The organism is Arcticibacter sp. MXS-1 (assembly GCF_041902385.1).
Taxonomy (GTDB): domain Bacteria; phylum Bacteroidota; class Bacteroidia; order Sphingobacteriales; family Sphingobacteriaceae; genus Arcticibacter.
This window is the reverse complement of sequence record NZ_CP169244.1, coordinates 3,223,962-3,241,861: the sequence shown is the minus strand read 5'-3', so window position 1 is coordinate 3,241,861 and position 17,900 is coordinate 3,223,962. Positions and strand designations below refer to the sequence as shown.

General features: G+C 46.7%; 18 protein-coding genes. 6 read left to right on the top strand and 12 right to left on the bottom strand.

What is annotated here, in order from left to right; all coding sequences use genetic code 11:
* Positions 1-13 precede the first annotated feature (13 nt).
* On the bottom strand, positions 14-1,858 hold the full coding sequence (locus ACES2C_RS14015) for a carbon starvation protein A (RefSeq protein WP_374163708.1): 1,845 nt from the start codon (positions 1,856-1,858) through the stop codon (positions 14-16).
* Between the two features lie 459 nt (positions 1,859-2,317).
* Here ACES2C_RS14015 and ACES2C_RS14010 point away from each other — a divergent pair, with 459 nt between their 5' ends.
* Entirely contained in the window at positions 2,318-2,746 is a 429-nt protein-coding gene (locus tag ACES2C_RS14010) for a nuclear transport factor 2 family protein (RefSeq protein WP_374163707.1), read from the top strand.
* A 171-nt stretch (positions 2,747-2,917) separates the two neighbouring features.
* Here the strand turns inward: ACES2C_RS14010 and ACES2C_RS14005 are convergent, their stop codons facing one another.
* The 4 genes from ACES2C_RS14005 to ACES2C_RS13990 form a co-directional block, all read right to left on the bottom strand.
* Positions 2,918-3,433, bottom strand: coding sequence for a GNAT family N-acetyltransferase (locus ACES2C_RS14005; protein ID WP_374163706.1), 516 nt, complete (start codon positions 3,431-3,433; stop codon positions 2,918-2,920).
* A 196-nt stretch (positions 3,434-3,629) separates the two neighbouring features.
* Entirely contained in the window at positions 3,630-4,106 is a 477-nt protein-coding gene (locus ACES2C_RS14000) for a hypothetical protein (RefSeq protein WP_374163705.1), read from the bottom strand.
* A gap of 2 nt (positions 4,107-4,108) precedes the next feature.
* On the bottom strand, positions 4,109-6,565 hold the full coding sequence (locus ACES2C_RS13995; protein ID WP_374163704.1) for a sugar-binding domain-containing protein: 2,457 nt from the start codon (positions 6,563-6,565) through the stop codon (positions 4,109-4,111).
* A gap of 216 nt (positions 6,566-6,781) precedes the next feature.
* Positions 6,782-8,032: a cation:proton antiporter gene (locus ACES2C_RS13990; RefSeq protein ID WP_374163703.1), complete on the bottom strand. Its 1,251-nt coding sequence runs from the start codon at positions 8,030-8,032 to the stop codon at positions 6,782-6,784.
* Between the two features lie 163 nt (positions 8,033-8,195).
* Here ACES2C_RS13990 and ACES2C_RS13985 point away from each other — a divergent pair, with 163 nt between their 5' ends.
* Together ACES2C_RS13985 and ACES2C_RS13980 are read left to right on the top strand one after the other, a co-directional pair.
* Positions 8,196-8,411 carry a hypothetical protein gene (locus ACES2C_RS13985; RefSeq protein WP_374163702.1) on the top strand — a complete coding sequence of 72 codons (216 nt, stop codon included), beginning with the start codon at positions 8,196-8,198 and terminating at the stop codon, positions 8,409-8,411.
* A gap of 18 nt (positions 8,412-8,429) precedes the next feature.
* Positions 8,430-9,017, top strand: coding sequence for a hypothetical protein (locus ACES2C_RS13980; RefSeq protein ID WP_374163701.1), 588 nt, complete (start codon positions 8,430-8,432; stop codon positions 9,015-9,017).
* Between the two features lie 164 nt (positions 9,018-9,181).
* On the opposite strand, the gene ACES2C_RS13975 is transcribed toward ACES2C_RS13980, so the two are convergent.
* Complete coding sequence (locus ACES2C_RS13975) at positions 9,182-9,337, bottom strand: four-helix bundle copper-binding protein (protein ID WP_374166956.1); 156 nt, start codon at positions 9,335-9,337, stop codon at positions 9,182-9,184.
* Between the two features lie 367 nt (positions 9,338-9,704).
* Here ACES2C_RS13975 and ACES2C_RS13970 point away from each other — a divergent pair, with 367 nt between their 5' ends.
* Together ACES2C_RS13970 and ACES2C_RS13965 are read left to right on the top strand one after the other, a co-directional pair.
* Complete coding sequence (locus ACES2C_RS13970; protein WP_374163700.1) at positions 9,705-10,241, top strand: DUF421 domain-containing protein; 537 nt, start codon at positions 9,705-9,707, stop codon at positions 10,239-10,241.
* A 128-nt stretch (positions 10,242-10,369) separates the two neighbouring features.
* Positions 10,370-11,218 carry a universal stress protein gene (locus tag ACES2C_RS13965; RefSeq protein ID WP_374163699.1) on the top strand — a complete coding sequence of 283 codons (849 nt, stop codon included), beginning with the start codon at positions 10,370-10,372 and terminating at the stop codon, positions 11,216-11,218.
* A gap of 335 nt (positions 11,219-11,553) precedes the next feature.
* Here ACES2C_RS13965 and ACES2C_RS13960 read toward each other — a convergent pair whose 3' ends face one another.
* From ACES2C_RS13960 to ACES2C_RS13940, 5 genes are all read right to left on the bottom strand, one after another.
* Positions 11,554-12,912, bottom strand: coding sequence for a glycoside hydrolase family 28 protein (locus tag ACES2C_RS13960; protein ID WP_374163698.1), 1,359 nt, complete (start codon positions 12,910-12,912; stop codon positions 11,554-11,556).
* Between the two features lie 163 nt (positions 12,913-13,075).
* Entirely contained in the window at positions 13,076-13,666 is a 591-nt protein-coding gene (locus ACES2C_RS13955) for an acetate uptake transporter (RefSeq protein ID WP_374163697.1), read from the bottom strand.
* A gap of 102 nt (positions 13,667-13,768) precedes the next feature.
* On the bottom strand, positions 13,769-14,572 hold the full coding sequence (locus ACES2C_RS13950; protein ID WP_374163696.1) for a helix-turn-helix domain-containing protein: 804 nt from the start codon (positions 14,570-14,572) through the stop codon (positions 13,769-13,771).
* 70 nt (positions 14,573-14,642) lie between these two features.
* The gene (locus ACES2C_RS13945) at positions 14,643-14,987 is read right to left on the bottom strand and encodes a hypothetical protein (RefSeq protein ID WP_374163695.1); all 345 of its coding nucleotides are present in this window, start codon (positions 14,985-14,987) and stop codon (positions 14,643-14,645) included.
* 44 nt (positions 14,988-15,031) lie between these two features.
* Complete coding sequence (locus tag ACES2C_RS13940) at positions 15,032-15,655, bottom strand: SDR family NAD(P)-dependent oxidoreductase (protein ID WP_374163694.1); 624 nt, start codon at positions 15,653-15,655, stop codon at positions 15,032-15,034.
* Positions 15,656-15,827: 172 nt separating this feature from the next.
* Here ACES2C_RS13940 and purT point away from each other — a divergent pair, with 172 nt between their 5' ends.
* Positions 15,828-16,991, top strand: a complete 1,164-nt coding sequence (purT, locus tag ACES2C_RS13935) for a formate-dependent phosphoribosylglycinamide formyltransferase (protein ID WP_374163693.1) — start codon at positions 15,828-15,830, stop codon at positions 16,989-16,991.
* Positions 16,992-17,042: 51 nt separating this feature from the next.
* Here purT and ACES2C_RS13930 read toward each other — a convergent pair whose 3' ends face one another.
* Complete coding sequence (locus ACES2C_RS13930; RefSeq protein WP_374163692.1) at positions 17,043-17,873, bottom strand: hypothetical protein; 831 nt, start codon at positions 17,871-17,873, stop codon at positions 17,043-17,045.
* Between the last annotated feature and the right edge of the window lie 27 nt (positions 17,874-17,900).

Below are 17,900 nucleotides of genomic sequence, written 5' to 3'. Positions count from 1 at the left end.
CTTAATCTTTATTTTAACGTTCTACAAGTTCCTTTACAGGTTCTCCGTAGTGATCCAGTACTTTCGATGATTTCATCTGCAGCAGTTGATTCCATTTCCTGAAAGCTCCGGCGAACACCAATAGCATCAGGACCATGGCTATCACGGCCAGCGAGGCCAAAAGGTACTGCTCTTTGGGAATATAGATGGTAGTGACCTGAATATATCCCGCCCAGAAGGTTACCACGGCCATCAGGACTCCCGGAATTGCTGAACACAGCGCATATTTACCCCGGTTAAGCCGGATGAGCATGGTAGTACATACGATGAGTCCGCACGCGGCAAGCAGCTGGTTGCTGATGCCAAACAAAGGCCAGATGCTGCTTACATTACCTGTAAATACCAGGTACCCCCATGCAAAGGTAAATAATAGACTCGTGATGATCAGTCCGGGGATCCAGTTCTTGTCATTGAATTTAGGAACTACAGTCCCAAGCATCTCCTGAAGGAAGAAACGGCCCACCCGTGTACCTGCATCAATGGCGGTCAGGATAAACACGGCCTCAAACATAATAGCAAAATTATACCAGTAGGCGGTCAGCTGGTCCATAAAAGGTACTTTATTGAAGATATGCGCCATGCCAACAGCGAGAGAAACTGCGCCGCCGGTACGCCCGTGCAGATCAAGGCCAATGACATCCGAATAATGCTGGAGGTCTACCGTTTGTAAATGCGGATGAGCAGCCAGGAAACCGGCATATGCCTCTTTGGGAGTATTAATGGCAAAGTAGTCGCCCGGCATTAATGTACAGGCAGCGATAAGTGCCATCAATGCCACAAAGCCCTCCACAAGCATGGCCCCGTATCCTACAAAAAGAATTTCCCTTTCGTTGGAGATCATCTTGGGCGTGGTCCCCGTAGCAATAACAGCGTGAAAACCGGAAATGGCTCCGCAGGCAATTACAATAAAAATAAACGGCAGCACCGGCCCTCCGATCACAGGCCCTCCTCCGCTGATAAAGCTGGTGATGGCCGGCATTTGAACGGTCGGATGGATGAAGATCACACCTACAGCAAGCATTACAATAGTTCCTATCTTCAGATAAGTGGACAGATAATCCCGGGGTACTAATAAAAGCCAGACCGGCAGAACAGAGGCCAGAAAACCGTAAACGGGTATTGCAATGGATATTGTGCTGATATGCCAGCTGAACAAGCTGCTGATTCCCGGGTTCTGCATCAGATCGTGCCCGCCAATAATGCCGGCGATCAGCAGAACCCCTCCAAGGATACTGGCAAAAGTGACACTATTCTTTTTATAGCGCATGATGAGGCCCATGATCACCGCGATTGGCATCGTAATGATCACGGTGAACAACGACCAGGAAGCCTCGTGCATGGCATTAATACAGGCCAGTGACAACCCGGCCAGGGTGAGGATCAGGATGAACAGGATTGCCAGTCCTGCAATAGTACCTGTTGCAGCTCCGATCTCTTTTGATGCGATGGTGGCGAGGCTCTGTCCCTTATGACGCACGGAGGCGAACAGAACCACCATATCGTGAACTCCCCCGCCAAGGACGCAGCCTATCAATATCCAGAGAGCGCCTGGCAAGTAGCCGAACTGAGCTGCCAAAACAGGCCCCACCAGAGGTCCGGCTGCAGCGATTGCAGCAAAATGATGCCCAAACAATACCTTCTTGTCTGTGGCCACATAATCCTGCCCGTCGGCAAATTCTACCGCTGGAGTCAGATTCTTATTGTTGAGCTTTAATACACGGTTGGCCATAAAGACCCCATACATACGGTAGGCAATAGCGAAGATCAGCAGGGAAGCAAAGATGAGCGTAAGGGCATTAATACCGTCCAGATATTCCATAACAGAAGCGTACAATTGGGTTAATGGGCAAAAGGTACAAAAACAAATGCAATACAGACATAAGAAACCTCATATAACCGGCCGGCACTCCTGTTTATTTTGCTGCCCGGGCCTCCATTTCAGGTTGTAATAGTAACAGAAAAAGGCCTTTTTCACCGGCTATTTCCTTAACAGTCCTTCCGCTCTTGCCATTTTCGGGAAGAAAAATTTCCGGTCGTCTGGCCATTCTCGGAAAAAAAGTGTTAAAGTGACATAAATCACAATATCAGATTAGCATTTTTCGAGATACTGAGAGGCAGAAAAAAACGTTATCCACCGCATTTTTTAACGGAAAACCAACAGGAAAGGGTAGCGCTTAAATATTTAGTAAAAATATCATAAGGTGCTTAAAAACACATGTTTTCATTTTGCAATTCTGTTTATTTGATAAAAAAATAAACACCTGAAAATACTAATATTATGAAAGCTTTAAAGACTATAGTACTCGCATTTTGTATCGTATTTTCTTTCAACACATTCGCTAAAAACGATGGTTCCAAAGAACAAAAACTGAGCATGAACTACGCCGTTCAGACTTACATTGATGCAATGACCCTGGGCAAAATAAAAGACCTTACTGAAGTCCTCGATAACGAAGTAAAGTTCACCGTTACACAAGGACAGAACATTGTAAATTATTCAAGGAATCAGATGCTGGCAGTGTTAAAGAATTCTGAGAATCTCGAGCAAAACTGCAAAACAAACTTTACCGTAGTAGAACAGAACGATGCTCAGTCTATCGTTAAAGTAACCCTTAGCTACGACGGATTTAACAAAGTGAATTACGTGACGATCAGCAATACCAACCAGGGCTGGAAAATCACGAACGTTTCTACAATGTTTAACTAAAACAGGGGAATTCAATCCCTGACCTCATCCAATTAAACAAAAGAGGCTGTCTCAACTGAGTTCAGCCTCTTTTTTGTTGTCATAAATCCGTATTGGCATCTTGCCTGACAAATTACCTGTACCCGCATTACTTGAGGAAGGGGCGCGTCAATTTGCTGTTCAAAAACTCATTCACGGCGTCTTTTTCAAGACCTTCTCGTATGCTCTCCGAGCATTTCCCCTGAAATACACCTCGCCACAATAAACATAGCCGATCTTCTCCAGAATGCTGATCATGGCAGGATTATCGAAATTCGTATCGACCTTAATGCTGAATACGTTGTTAGCAAGAGCAAACTGCTCTACAAACTCGAATATCTTTTTTGCCAGGCCTTTCCCCAGATGACCTTCTGCTACAGCAACCCTGTGAATCACCACAAAATCACCTTCAGTGAGCCACTTTCCTTCAATCCTGCTATATTCCGGCTCGTCGTTAATGATCACTGCGCTGTAGCCAACCACAGCTGCTCCTTCGGTCAAAATATAACCCGCTCCTTTTTCAATATCCCGGCTCACTACGTCCAGATTAGGATATCCGTCCTGCCATTGCTTACTGCCGTCCTCTTTTCTGCGTGTGATGGCCGCCTGCAGAATCGACCAGATCTGTTCCTGCTCCTCATGGCGGGCTTTTCTGAATCTGTATTCCATATTTTGTTTTTGAATGATCAAATATTGAAAATATTCTTTTCTCTTTTATCGATAAAGAATAGCGACAAGCGAATCAGAAAAGGCGATCGCTGAAAGGAGACGACAAATTTTGAACGGAAAGGCTAAACTCACTTAGTTGAGGCAGGCATTGTTTGATAGATCTCGGTTTCAATGATACTGAAAAATCCTTTTGTATTTAAGTTATTCCCGCCAACACCGTCATCCAGTTTCTTACCCCCATTTCCACTCCAATGTTGGAATCGTCCTTTCCTGAATTTTCACCCATCAGCTCAATCGTGACGGTCTTGCCCTTTTCTGGCTTACAGATAAGGTTGCAGTATCCCAGGCCTTTAGGAGTTTCTCCTTCAAACACTACCTTGTTATCCACCTTTATCCTGAGAGGATAGGTACGGGTTCTGAAATTATTCAGCTTCAGGTTTACTTCGTTTACCACCGACTCCTCCCTGAGATCGTACCTGATCCAGGCCGTTGTTAACTTCCCATCATTCGCCCAGGCGCTTAGTTCATTATCGTCGTAGCTTGCGGTTGCCTTTTCAGAGTTTGCTCCTGCAGAAGCCGATTCAATCTCAAGGGACCTCCTTGTTGGTTTAAATGATGGCGTTAAGGGAGTTGGACCTCTTCTAAACTCGGGCTTTAATCCCTGATCAGGCATACTTAAGGACAGCCCCCCTCCACTGGGACGGGAATAGATTTAAAAGCAATAGAGGCGCTCCTAAGGCCCTTAGCCGCGGCAGTAAGCACTACCTGTCCTGCCTTAAGGGTAGACCTGATGAGAACACGGTTCACCCCTCCTTCTACCGGCAGATCTTTTGATAAGATGTAATTGTCGGGGCCCTGTGCAAGTCCGCCGCGCCATTCAGCTTCTCCCTGAAGTTTAAAGCTCACCATATTGAGGGCAGTGGGACACCTGTTCCCAGCCTTATCAACAACCTCCACTTCAGCCAACACCAGGTCAGCGCCATCAGCTCTGAAGCCTGCAGGATTCATCCTGGTTGTCAGACGCAGCGCAGCAGGCTCTCCGGCTGTTTTGATCTCATCATGCGCGACTATCTTTCCGCTGGCGTCGTAGGTCACAGCCTTTATCAGGCCTGGTTCCCAGCTGATGTTCTTAAAGGTGTATAGAAAATTGTAGGATTTGTCTCCCATGCCTTTAGACTTCCCATTGATAAACAGTTCTGTTTTTTCACCTGAAGCCACCACGTAGATATCCTTCACCGTCCCCTTTTTATAATTCCAGTGCCCCATGATATGGGTCCTGTGCTTCTCTATGTCAACCCAGCCGTCCCACATCACCTGATGGGCAAAGAATCCGTCTTTTGCTACCCTTAGGGCATCCACCTCGCCACTTCGGCGATAGTTCTCTGCTCCGCGGAAATGGGTATTTGAGTCTGAAAATATGATATTGACGCCTCCCGAACTCGCTCTTTCTCCCGTTCCGGGTCTTTCTTTCCAGTAGTCGTACCACCGTGCCACGTTTTCAATGGCATGTGAATCCTGATTACGGTTATACTCCCGCGCGGGTGCGTTTTTATAAAGAGGACCATCACCGTCTTTGTGGTAGGGCGGCGAAAACTCATCCCAGTATTTCCTCAGTCCTTCATCTCTTGAATATTCCATCGCCCACATCGGAATATGAGCGCTTTTGTTGATGTACAACATCTCGCCTCCGTATTCGGCTATTTTACTGTTGAGCATTTCACGCGACCCGATTGCTCTGCCGCCCTGAGGATCGTATTTATACTTCAGCGCCTTCATTTCGGCCATATGTTCCTCGCTGATGGACTCGTTTCCGCATTCGTAAAATAAAATACTGGGAGCATTTCTGTTGTAGATAATAGCGTCTCTCATGACCTTAACCCGTTGCACCCAGCGCTCCCCTTCCACGTCGCGTTCTGCGTCACCTGCTGGCATCGCCTGTATTAACCCTACCCGATCGCATGATTCAACATCCTGTTTCCGGGGCGTGATGTGCATCCACCTCACCAGGTTTGCGTTGCTTTCGACCATGAGGCCTTTGCTGTAATCGCTGAGCCATGGCGGCACCGAAAGTCCAACTGCAGGCCACTCGTTGCTGGTTCTCTGTGCATAACCTTTCATCATCAGCACGCGGTCGTTGAGATAGACCATTCCATTTTTGAACTCTGCTTTCCTGAAGCCGGTCTTTAGAGGTACTTCGTCGATCACTACCCCATCGGTCTTTAATCGGGACAAAACGGTGTAGAGATAACCATAACCCCAGCTCCAGAAGTTGAGGCCCGACATTGTCGCTCTTGCTGAAACCACTTTTGTTTCCCCCGGTGACAGCGTGTATTGTCCCCCCTTAAAAGTGTTGAGGGTTTTACCGTCTATATCCCGGATCTCAACCTCATACTCGAAAGTCTTCCTGGTATCCATTTCATTTTTCACCTCGGCATCAGCCACAATGGTAGCCTTCCTCGCCGGAATATCGAAATCTGTGGCGTATACATAGTTTCCGGTTGTACCAAGGAATGAATACAAAGGAAGCGTCTGATAAACTTTAGCAGTTGTATGCAGCCAGACATTCTTGGGAAGGCCTCCATAATTGGCGTTAAAGTTCTTGTCGTTCCACTGAAAGCGTGATTTTGACTCTTTCTCCTGATAATCCCAGGCGTTGTCGTTCCGCACGGCAACCACGTTTTCCTCGTTGAATCTGATGAGATCGGTAATGTCAAAGCCAAAAGCTGTAATCCCGTTTTCATGTAATCCAACGAACTTGCCGTTAATGTAAAATTCACCAGCCTGCCTCACTCCTTCAAACTCGATAAAAATCTTGCCGCCCCGGGCTTCTTTTGGAACAGTAAAGTGCTTTCTGTACCACGCTATTCCAGTCGGGTGCTCATCGATGGCCACTTTAAATGCAGTATCCTCATTCCAGGCGTGAGGTAAAGTGACGGGCTTCCAGCTCTGGTCGTCAAAGGAGGGCGCTTCTGCACCCCTGACATCTCCGACAAACAACTTCCATCCTGGATTGAAATTATACTTCAGACGCTGCAAAGGCTGCGCCTGAGCAACAGAAAAGATGCTGAGGGCGAGCAACATGAAAAACGACCTGACGGCCTGGAAAGAGTTACGACAAGTGTGTACTTGCATGTGCTAAGTATTTTTGGGTCCTTATTTTATTTAGGTTTCCTGCATAAAGCCCCTGCTCTCAGCACTGAATGTATCTTTCGGGCGAGCGGCACTGAGACTTAGCTTTCGAGGCATAAATGTAAGATTCTTTTCCTATTTGTACAGGCAGTTCTGCTCCGCTATATACATTACCACCGGTTCTGCCTATGGGAAAAAGTACCAGGATCGTGGCACCCTCTACCTCTGGCTTTGAGCACCGGCCAGACGAGCTGCCAATTTCCCTATGGTTAGCCCCTGCACAAGAATGGAGAAGACAACCACTACATAGGTGATCTGTACAAACTCGTTTCTGAAAAGAGCTTCGGGCAGAGATAATGCCAAAGCAACAGAAATTCCTCCCCGCAGGCCTCCCCAGGTGAGGATCGTCAGGGTGTGCTTCTCTAGAGTGATATACCGGCGAAGAAACAAGGTGGGCAAGCTTACCGATATCCACCTTGAAATTAAGACGAGAAGGATAACGAGCAGGCTAAGAGAAAGCAGGGTATTGCTGGTCTTGATCACGAGCATTTCGAGCCCTATAAGCAGAAACAGAATCGCGTTCAGAATTTCATCGATCAGCTCCCAGAACTTAGTAAGATAATCGCGGGTGAGATCAGACATTGCAAGTTTTTTTGCCTTGTTGCCGGTCAGGATTCCGGCAACCACAATAGCGAGGGGCCCCGAGATGTGAATGTGGTTGGCAAGGGTATAACCTGCCATTACCAGCGCTACCGTTATCAGGACCTCAATGTTATAATTATCAATAGACCGAAGCGACCAGAAGCCGATATATCCCAGCATCAAACCGAAAGCAATTCCACCGCCAGCTTCCTGGAGAAAAAGTAAGGCCACATCTGAGACAGAAACTGTCTCTATACCTCTTACTGCTATTTCTGAAAGTCCGATAAACAATACGACTGCTACTCCATCGTTAAAGAGCGATTCTCCTGAAATCTTCAGCTCTAAAGACTTCGATATCTTTGATTCCTTCAGGATACCGAGCACCGCAACAGGGTCGGTCGGAGATATCAGCGCGCCAAAAACAAGGCAGTAGATCAAAGGGATGTCAAAATCGAAGAAGCGAAAGAGTAAAAATGTAAAGAGGCCTATGAGCGCTGTTGAAATCAGAATACCCACAGAAGCCATGGTTATCACAGATAATCTAACTTTCTTAAGCTCTGTCAGATTAATATGCATAGCTCCCGCAAAAAGCAAAAAGCTGAGCATGATCTCCATGAGGACTTTCTGAAAGTTCACGGAACTCACGGCGCTGACGACATAAGAAGAAAACAGAGGAAAAAAGCTTCCACTGAACGCAATCACTACTGAAAAGATAAGGGACAATGCCATGATCCCTATTGTTCCCGGACACTTAATAAAGCGAAAATTGATGTAAGCAAAAACGGCGGCCAGAAGGATGATTGCAGAGATAACTTCGTAGGAGCTCATGAAAAAAACAACAAGGGCAGATAAAAGTTGTTTATGCCCGCGCCTTGTTCGTTCGCCTTAAGAATGACGCATTCTTTTCCAATAGCGACCTTGCAGCTAATTGGAGGTTAAAAAAAACAATCGCCCGCCTTTACTATTATACTTATAAGCAATCTTTATTATTATGAACAGAACAATCGGTTTGATATTGATCGTAGTTGGAGTAGTAATGCTTATCTGGACCGGCTTCTCGTACACCAAGAAAGAAAAAATAATTGATGCAGGGCCGCTACAGGTTTCCGCAGATAAAAAAGAGACCGTTAACTGGCCTCCATACCTGGGAGGGATACTCTTAGTCGGCGGCATTATAATAGTAGCGACAGCAAAAAAGAATACCTAGCAAGCAAAATCTTACGATATGGACCAGTTTAACGAAAAGCGCACAGAAGCGGATCGCACATCCCCGCCCGACAAAAGATCAACGATGTCACCCGGGAAAAAGAAATATCTGATCACCATAGGAGTTGCATTGATCCTGCTGATCAGCTTATGGATCTGGAAGTCGGTGGAAATAAGCGGAATCAGGAATGCCTCCGAGAAGGAAAAGCAGAACCTGAAGGAACAGGCAACAAGTGAAATTGCAGAAGTTCACAAACAACATCTTCTCTTACTGGCTAAGCCCTTTGTTTGGGCCGTGCGGACTGAGTTGATGCAGGGTAACAGGAACCAGGTCAATCTTTATCTGAATGATATGGTGAAAGAGAAGAACTTCCAGCAGATAGCAATAGCTGACAACAAAGGCAAGATCATTGCATCAACGAACAAGAAGGACGAGGGACAGCCGTTTTCTTCCATCGCGAGTGCAGGCAGTTTAAACAACAACGACACAAATATTGAGACGCAAAGTGATAGCACACTTGTAATGACTAGTCCCGTAATGGGCTTTAACAGCAGGTTGGGTACCCTGTTAATACGATACACTATCCCCCAAACGCGGTTTGAGTAGATAAACTACGGGGAAGAATGGACTCAACCGCCGGGCTGTTATTCTTCAACTATCTTCTTCCCAGGACAATGATCAGTTAACCGGACAGATATAAGTAGAGTTTGGGGGGAGTAATAAGGCTCAAAAATCCCCGCATAGCAGGGATTTAACCTAAAGCGCCAGCTTTAAGCTGCCATCTTTCTGCACTGCTCAGCACATTCTTTGCAAATGCGGGCACATTCCTGACAATGCTCGGTCTGATGCTTTCCGCATTCATTACCGCATGCTTCGCAGATCTCGGCACAAATTGAACACAGTTGCCGGGCCTGCGCACTTCCCATACTCATGAGCTGTGCTGAAGCGTAACAGATCGCTGCACATTGCATGTCCAGCTCGATACACCTGGCCATCATTTTTACATCTTCTTCCTTTGTACATGAGCTGGCGCAGTGGTTGCAGACAGCGGCGCATTGAAGACAGGCATCAATGCAAGATTTCCATTCGTGATATCCCATAGTTATTAATTTTAATGGTTCAATGGTTTAACAGATCGTATCGCGCCTGGTTTCCTCTAATACAAATTAGATCCCGCCCCAGCGCCTCGCGAACAGGTCGCCACTGGGCGGCCTGCTTTCCTCTAATACGAATTAGATCAGGAGAGAATATGAAATTCCGGAAACAGAAGAAAGCATTTTCAATTAATACTACATGGAAAACATCTTCATTAACAACTGGGATAGTATCCTAAGAACCGTGGTAATAGGCATACTGGCTTATTTTTCACTGATCCTGATGCTCAGGATCTCCGGAAAACGGACGCTTTCACAGATGAAAGAGTTTGATTTTATCGTTACCGTTGCTCTTGGATCAACTCTGGCGACTGTTTTACTAAATAAAAACGTCGCCCTGCTTGAGGGAGTAACGGCACTGGGACTTTTAATCATTCTTCAATATTCACTTGCTGCAGCTTCTGTCAGGTCAGCGCGATTCTCAAAACTAATCAGCTCAGAACCGAGGCTCATTTTCTTTAAAGGCAGTTTTTTATGGGAAGCTTTGAAAAAAGAAAGGGTAACAGAGGCAGAAGTACGCTCTGTTCTCAGAAGCCAGGGCGTTTCTGATCTGCAGGATGCAGAAGCCGTGGTCATAGAATCTAACGGACAATTTAGCGTTTTAAAGAAAGGATCTTTAAACGATCCCTCATCTTCCTTGTCTAACGTAAAATGGGGTGACATACAAGCGACCTGAAAGAACCTTAGGTATCATCTGCAGGTACGACTCATCTCCAACCACGAATCCTCACATTCCCGGCAAGGCTGTCTTCAGACCGACCGGCTGTTTAAAACCACATTTATTATTTGAAAATACATACACATATGAAGAACTCCATTAAAAATATTCTCATCCCTCTCAATTTTTCCAGCTCATCAGAAAGCGCTGTGGCAACAGGAATTGCAATGTGCAAAAGGCATAAGGCGGCATTACACTTGCTCCATGTGACAGAAGGAAATAGCCTGGTCTTACCACCTGGCAAAAATCCCCGTACCCTGGAGTTGTTCTTACTTGCTCAGACGGACCTGCTCAAAGACCTTGAACGCAGGGCCGCGCAGATACAGGAAGAACACGAAATTAGCTGCTTATTTCACTTAGCTACAGGCTCCCTCTACCAGGCAATAGCTACCAAAACTGCCGACTTTCATTGCGACCTCATTCTTGTTGAGAAGAAACGACGCCCGGCACTGTTCACCTTTCAAAGGAGCCAAAGCGTATACCGGCTTCTAAGGATGATCGGGCGGCCCGTCCTGACTGTCCCTGCGGGCTCCCGGAATTTCAACTTTAAAAACGTGCTATTCTCTCTGGCCCCCTTCTCTTCCGAATCATTCTCCGCAGGCATTGCGCTGCCTATAATCAGAAAGAACAATTCGAACGTAACTCTATACGCGTCGGTAAGCCCTGCAAAGAAGCCGTCGGAAATCGAACTGGCAAACCAGCTTGCCGACCTTGCCCAGACTCTGATCTCGCGGGAAAAGGCAGCGGAAATAGAGAAAGAGATAGAAGCAGGTCCGAATACAGTAAAGAAAGTAATGAGTCAGGCCGAAGATAAAAAGACCGACCTGATTGTTGTTCCGACCAGAATAGTCCACGGACTACGTTCATGGTTTAGAAACTCGGGCACCCGGAAAATACTAGAAGAATCTCCTTACCCGGTACTAGCAGTATTGTAGCGACTGAAATTCTGTTAAAGCAAGGCGGACCTTCCGGTATCGATCCCTTGTCGGCTTGACTTCTGATGAATTCACCAGAATTAACTATGTAACGGTTAGTAACACAAATAAAGGCTGGAAAATCACCAACGTTTCCACCGTATTCAATTAACAAAAGGTACGCGGGTTTCGGACGACAAAAAAAAGAGGCTGTCTCATAACTGAGTTCAGCCTCTTTTTTTGATATTATGGCAGTAATCTATTCTTGAAGCCACAATTGCTTTAGCAATCCCCTGGCAGAATTAGTGTTTCGAGAGCACTTTTCTCCAGGACCTGGAATGCAGCCTCTGTCCCCTCTACTTCACGTGCGATGGCACTTTCACTTCTGCACCGATAACTACATTATTAAAGACAATATTCTCGGCATTAGTAAGGCTTAATCCGGTCGCCGCGGAGTCGATCGTAACATTCGATAAGTGAACATCCCTAACTTTCTTTGAAGGATAGCCCTGAATAACGACACCTGCGTTCGTTGCTCTGCGGCATTTTACATTCTCTACAAACACATCGCGTATGTCGGTTTCAAAACCTTTGCCTTCACCGTGGTAATAAGAAGTGATGAAGAAGCAGTCCTCCACTTCACCGAACTCGACGTCATTCACATAAATATTCCGGATATAACCGCCACGGTCGGGATTGGATTTTAAAAATATGCCACGCTTGCAATAGCCCCCGTAACTGCAGTTCTCTACGAAAACATTCTGTACACCAGCCGACATCTCACTGCCGATCACTACGCCGTGCAGTCCCTTAAACCGGCAATTGCGGATAATGATATTCTCCGACGGTATAGCGGTACTTCTCCCTTCGTGATCCCTTCCTGCTTTAATGGCTACGTTATCATCGCCATTGTTAAAGTCGATGTCCTCAATCAGAATATTCTTCGAGTACTCCGGATCGAAGCCGTCGTTATTCTTGTTAAACGCATTAAACTTCACCTTTCTTGCGGTGAAGTTCTCCGACTTCAGAATATGCACACACCAGAAAGGAGAATTGGTAATGGTTAACCCCTCTACCAGGATATTCTTACACTCGAAGAACTGGATCAGATGCGGACGAAGAAAATATCCTTTTCCAAACTTTCGGTCCTTCAAAGGCGTGTTCTCGTGATTCATCTTCCGGCTTAAAAGCTGACTGTCTTTTTGCTTGTCACTCCAGAGACTGAAAGAATCGCGCGAATTCCCGTCTATCACTCCCTCTCCTATAATCGCCACGTTCTCCAGCTGGTAGCCATAAATGAACGGGCTGTAGTTATAGAGGAAGGTGCCTTCCCAGCTCGTAAGAACGGCAGGCAGATAATCGGATGGATTGGTACCAAAGACCAGCTTCGACCCCTTCTGTAAATCAATACAAAGATTACTGATCAGGTGAATAGGGCCTTTAATAATATAAGTTCCTGCAGGCACAACGATCCTTCCCCCTTTCTTCGCCTTGCAGGCCCGGATGGCTTTGTCGAAAGCAGGTTTACAGTCGGTCGAAGAATCACCCGCAGCGCCAAAGTCCGTGAGCAGGACCTTATTTGCTGAGATTTTGGGAGGCACAATGTTCTTCAGTATGCTATCGCGCTTCTCCTCACGGGAAGGTTCTTTCTGAGCTGAAGGGCGCCAGGAAATGCAGCTAAAGGCAATTAAAATAAAAAATACACATCTTTTCATACAGCACTAAAAAATCGAAGTTATTCTTGCTTAAAGTTTTGATCCGAATATAGTCATAGATTGCTAAACTAAGCTCTTTGTAACGAAGGTGAAACAGCCCCTCGCATTCTGACTTTCTTTCAATTGAGAACAAAGGTCCTGAAGGTTCTTCATGGGGCCACAATTACTTCTTTACATGCCCGATCGGCAGTATCTCCCTTCCCCAAACTTCATTGAGCACCTCCGCAATAGCAGTGTAGATGGCAATAGCTCCGCAGAGGATCCCTTCATAACCGGCGAACGTTTTAATACCCGCATTTTCGGTAAAATCGCCAATAGCCAGCAAAAAGAACAGCAGGGTCAGAGAGCCAAACACGAGCTGCAGTGCTCTGTTCTTCTTCAATGTTGCCAGAAAAAGCAGCAAGGTGAATATACCCCACATGGTCAGGTAAGCAACAAGTCCGGTAGAGGATGCAGGAGCAGCCCATCCGAGTTTAGGGAGTACCAGAAGCCCGACAAACGAAAGCCAGAAGAAACCGTAGGACGTAAAAGCAGTAAATCCGAAGGTATTGTTCTTCTTAGCTTCAACAATGCCTGCAATGACCTGCGCGATACCTCCATAAAATATGCCCATCGCCAGGATCATGGAATTAAGTTCAAAAAAACCGGCGTTATGGATATTTAATAACACCGTGGTCATACCGAATGCAAAAAGGCCAAGCGGTCCGGGATTAGCGTACGAATCTTTCAGAGTTACTTCTCTTTCTTCTTTCATTTGAATATTATCTAAGTGAGGCGCGAAAGTAGAGCTTCTCAGAAAAGTAAAAAAGGACCTGCGTCACGAATTGACGCGATATGCAAATCTCTCCAAAAACATCTACACCAGGTGACCTGGCGATACCCCATACTTCTTTTTAAAAGCAAACGAAAAGTGCGACAGGTCCTCAAAACCTGCTTCAAGATAAACCTCTGTAGGTTTCTTCTTCTTTTCTCTCAGCTGATAGTAAGCCAGCGCCAGCCTTTTCTCGGTCAGCCATTTTTGAGGACTCGTATTAAAAAGCTTTTTAAAATCCCTGTTAAAAGTAGACAGGCTGCGGCCGGTCAGATAGCCCCATTTCTCCATTGGCATGTTGAACATAAAATTGCGCTGCATGAAATCAACCAGATCAATTTTACCGGGAGCGTCAAAATTAGCCAGAACACTGTCTACCTCAGGCTCGATCATCCGCAAAATATTGATAGCTTCCGCAATTTTCAAGGAGGCAAGACTTTCCGGAAACTCCCCTTCCAGATCGAAATATGGTATCAGCGAGGCCAGGCAACTTTCAAGAAGCGGATGATTGTTGAAGGTGTAAATTTTGTGACCCCGAGGATTCTTTTTCCTGACCTCTATTTTCTCATAGAACCTTCTCAACCGCTCGGCAGACAAATGCATCACCACGGTCTTGTGCGGCAGGCCGCTCCGCGGATAATTGATGATGGTAGCCAGTTCATTCCTGGGAATCAGAAAAATATCGCCCGTTTTAAAACTCAACGTTGAATCCGCCTGAATAATTTTCGTCTCCCCAGAAATAAACCATACCAGCATGTGATCCTCAAATATCAAATCGGACTTAAAGAGTCTATCCTCATAGCAAGAAAGCTTGATATCCTTGCACAGGTATCTCGATACATGTTCCATTAAAATAAAGTTATTCGTTTTTGCCCGACTTTCGTAAAGCAATCTGCGCTGTTGGCCCGAGGGTAAGCTCTCATTCAACATTGAATTTAACACCCGTCATCTGCTCGCTCAGAGCCCATAGCTTTTTGGCGTCGCCTTCGTCTAACGAATACTCCTGTACCCCACGTGCCCCAAAGCCACTACCTTCTCCTAATTTCCCCGGATCTAATTCCGCTATATCTGCATCTTCACAGTAAACCCCGCCAATGTCGTCGAGCAAGGGGCTGGTCACACACCAGACGCTAGTAGCAGCTCCTTGCGGAACGGTTTTCAGGCTTCTGACAATTTCCGGACGGATATTTCCATCTTCATCAAAGAATCCCATCTGCTTAAACAGGTCTGTTGAAGCGTCCCTGCCCAGTTCAGTCCCATGCACGGAGCCAGGGTGCAGCGAATATGCCCTTACTTGAAACCGCTTGGCTAAACTATCCAGTTCCAGCGCGAATAAATTGCATGCGGTCTTAGACTGTCCGTAAGCCAGTAATGTCTCATACTCCCTGTGCTCAAAATTCGGATCTTCGAAATTGAAAGGAGCCATCTGGTGCCCGTATGAGGATACGTTGACAACCCTTGCTCCCCCGGCTTTTTAAGTGCAGGCCACAAGCGGGCGACCAACTGAAACTGTGCCAAATAATTGGTGGCTAGCTGCGATTCAATTCCCCGGGCATCCCTTTGCAAAGGCACCCACATAATACCGGCGTTATTGATCAGCAGATGCAGCGGTCTGCCTGATTCAAGGAACCTGGCAGCAAAAGCATCAACAGACTCAAGATCAACGAGGTCCATCCGCTCCAGCTCTACTCCCGGCACTCCCTCCAGGTTCCTCTTTGCTTTTTCTATGTCCCGGGCGGGAACTATAACAGTGGCGCCAGCCCCTGCAAGTATCTTTGTCGTCTCCAGACCAATACCGGTGTTTCCCCCGGTGACTACTGCAATTTTGCCCCTTAGGTCAATTCCTTTGATTACTTCACTTGCTGTTGACGCTGCATTAAATCCTGAGCCCAGTGGTCTCTGAAGCGCGCCTTGATAATTGTTTTTTTTCATTTGTTTTTGATTAAATGTTATAGAACAAATTTAGCTTCTGATAAAAGAGGGAGTTTTGTTCAGCATGTCAGTTTACTTTGTTCAGCATTCCATCCCAGAACTATTTCCGAGATCAATACCGGCATTTTAACCCGCGTTTTTGTAGCTTTGAGCCTTCATATTTTTTCGGTTTATGCAAAAGAAGATCATGCTTTTAGGCTCAGGAGAGCTGGGTAAGGAATTTGTTATCGCAGCCCAGAGACTGGGACAACACATTATAGCAGTAGATTCATACAACGAGGCGCCTGCTCAGCAGGTGGCGGATGAGCGTGAAGTAATCAACATGCTGGATGGTGCAGAGCTTGATCGCATTGTGGCCAAACATCGTCCCGACATTATTGTACCGGAAATTGAAGCAATACGGACAGAGCGTTTTTACGACTATGAGAAGCAAGGTATCCGCGTGGTTCCCAGTGCCAAAGCTGCTAACTTCACGATGAACAGAAAAGCCATCAGAGACCTGGCGGCGAAAGAGCTCGGCCTGCGTACCGCCGCTTACCGCTATGCGAACAATCTGCAGGAACTGAAAGAAGCTGTGGCAGTGGTAGGTATGCCCTGCGTGGTAAAACCGCTCATGTCCTCTTCCGGCAAGGGCCAGTCGGTCATTAAAAATGAAGCCGACATTGCTACAGCATGGGAGTACGCCCAAAGCGGCAAGCGTGGCGACCAGTCGGAAGTGATCGTAGAGGCTTTTGTGAAATTCAATTCCGAAATCACCCTGCTCACCGTTACGCAGGATAACGGCAACACGCTGTTTTGCCTGCCCATCGGACACCGCCAGGAGAACGGCGACTATCAGGAAAGCTGGCAGCCGGCAGCGGTCAGTGAAGAACATGTGAAAGAAGCACAGGATATGGCAGAGAAGGTGACGCGTGCACTCACCGGATCTGGGATCTGGGGAGTCGAGTTTTTCCTGGCAGACGAAGGTGTTTATTTCTCAGAACTGTCGCCACGTCCGCACGACACAGGAATGGTGACGCTTGCCGGCACGCAAAACCTGTCGGAGTTTGAACTGCACGCACGGGCTGTTTTAGGCCTGCCCATAGCAGAGATTACGCACGAACGGAACGGAGCAAGCTCAGTCATCCTGGCGAAAGCAGAAGGAGTCAATCCGGCATTTACCGGCCTCGAAAAGGTTCTCGGGCAACCAAAGACCGACATTCGCCTCTTCGGAAAACCGATCGCCAGGCCAAACCGCCGCATGGGCGTCGTGCTCACTTATGACAGGCCGGAGGCAGACGTAGACGTAATAAAACAACGTGCAATGGACGCCGCAAAGTCAATAGAGGTTGTTTGAGAGACGAAAAAACATTAATGATATGCACCCAGACGATGATAAAAGTGGCAGCTAAGGAAGAGCTGCCATTACAAAATTCCCAAAATACACTTTTGATTGCTGGTCGTAAGAGAAAGGAGCTGTGAGGTAAAAATACTTCGGTGCTCCGGGTTTAAACATCCGCGTATCCAACACCTTCGACTTGTTCAGATAAACACTCATTACTTCACCTTCGACGGAAATAGCGACGTGCAGCAAACTGTTTGCATAGTTTGCAAGAGGAAAGTCCAGCGTATTATAAATTTCGGTATCGCTGCTCGAGTTCGTGATCTCCCTGTTATGAAAATGCAGCTGCGTGTTGGTGATGGCATTTCCATTGTAGGCATCCGTCAGGTGGTTCCTAACTGAATTATCACGAGCAAAGCCAAAGGACATGCTTCCAATGTCAGCACTCTCGGCGCTACGCGTCAAAAGGTCAAACTCGACGGTAAAGTTGCCAGGGGTATTGAACAGGCTGTCAATCTTATAAGTAGTCTTTTCCGCGAGACTCAGCCAGTTGCCCGGCACATCGGCGATAGAAGTTATGCTGCCAGCGCCGCTCGACTTCCATCTGCGGGGCATCCTTCCCTTCACATCCCGCTTGAAGTCTGATTCAAAGATTACTTTCGTGCCCGGCACAAAAGCATAAGCTTCTTCTTCTGCCCGTCGGGTATCTCCGGAAGAAGCACCAGTAGTTTGAGATGCAGAAGCGCTTGACTTCTTTCCATTGATAACGTTTTCTACGGCCTTACCGGCCTTGTCCTCGACACTCCTCTGGATTTTCTTCCACACCTGTGCCTGGGATGGTGATGCTGTTATTACAAAGCTAAAAAGAGCGAACGAGGAGATTTTCTTAAATGTCATAGATGTAGTATTGGCCCCAAAAACGAT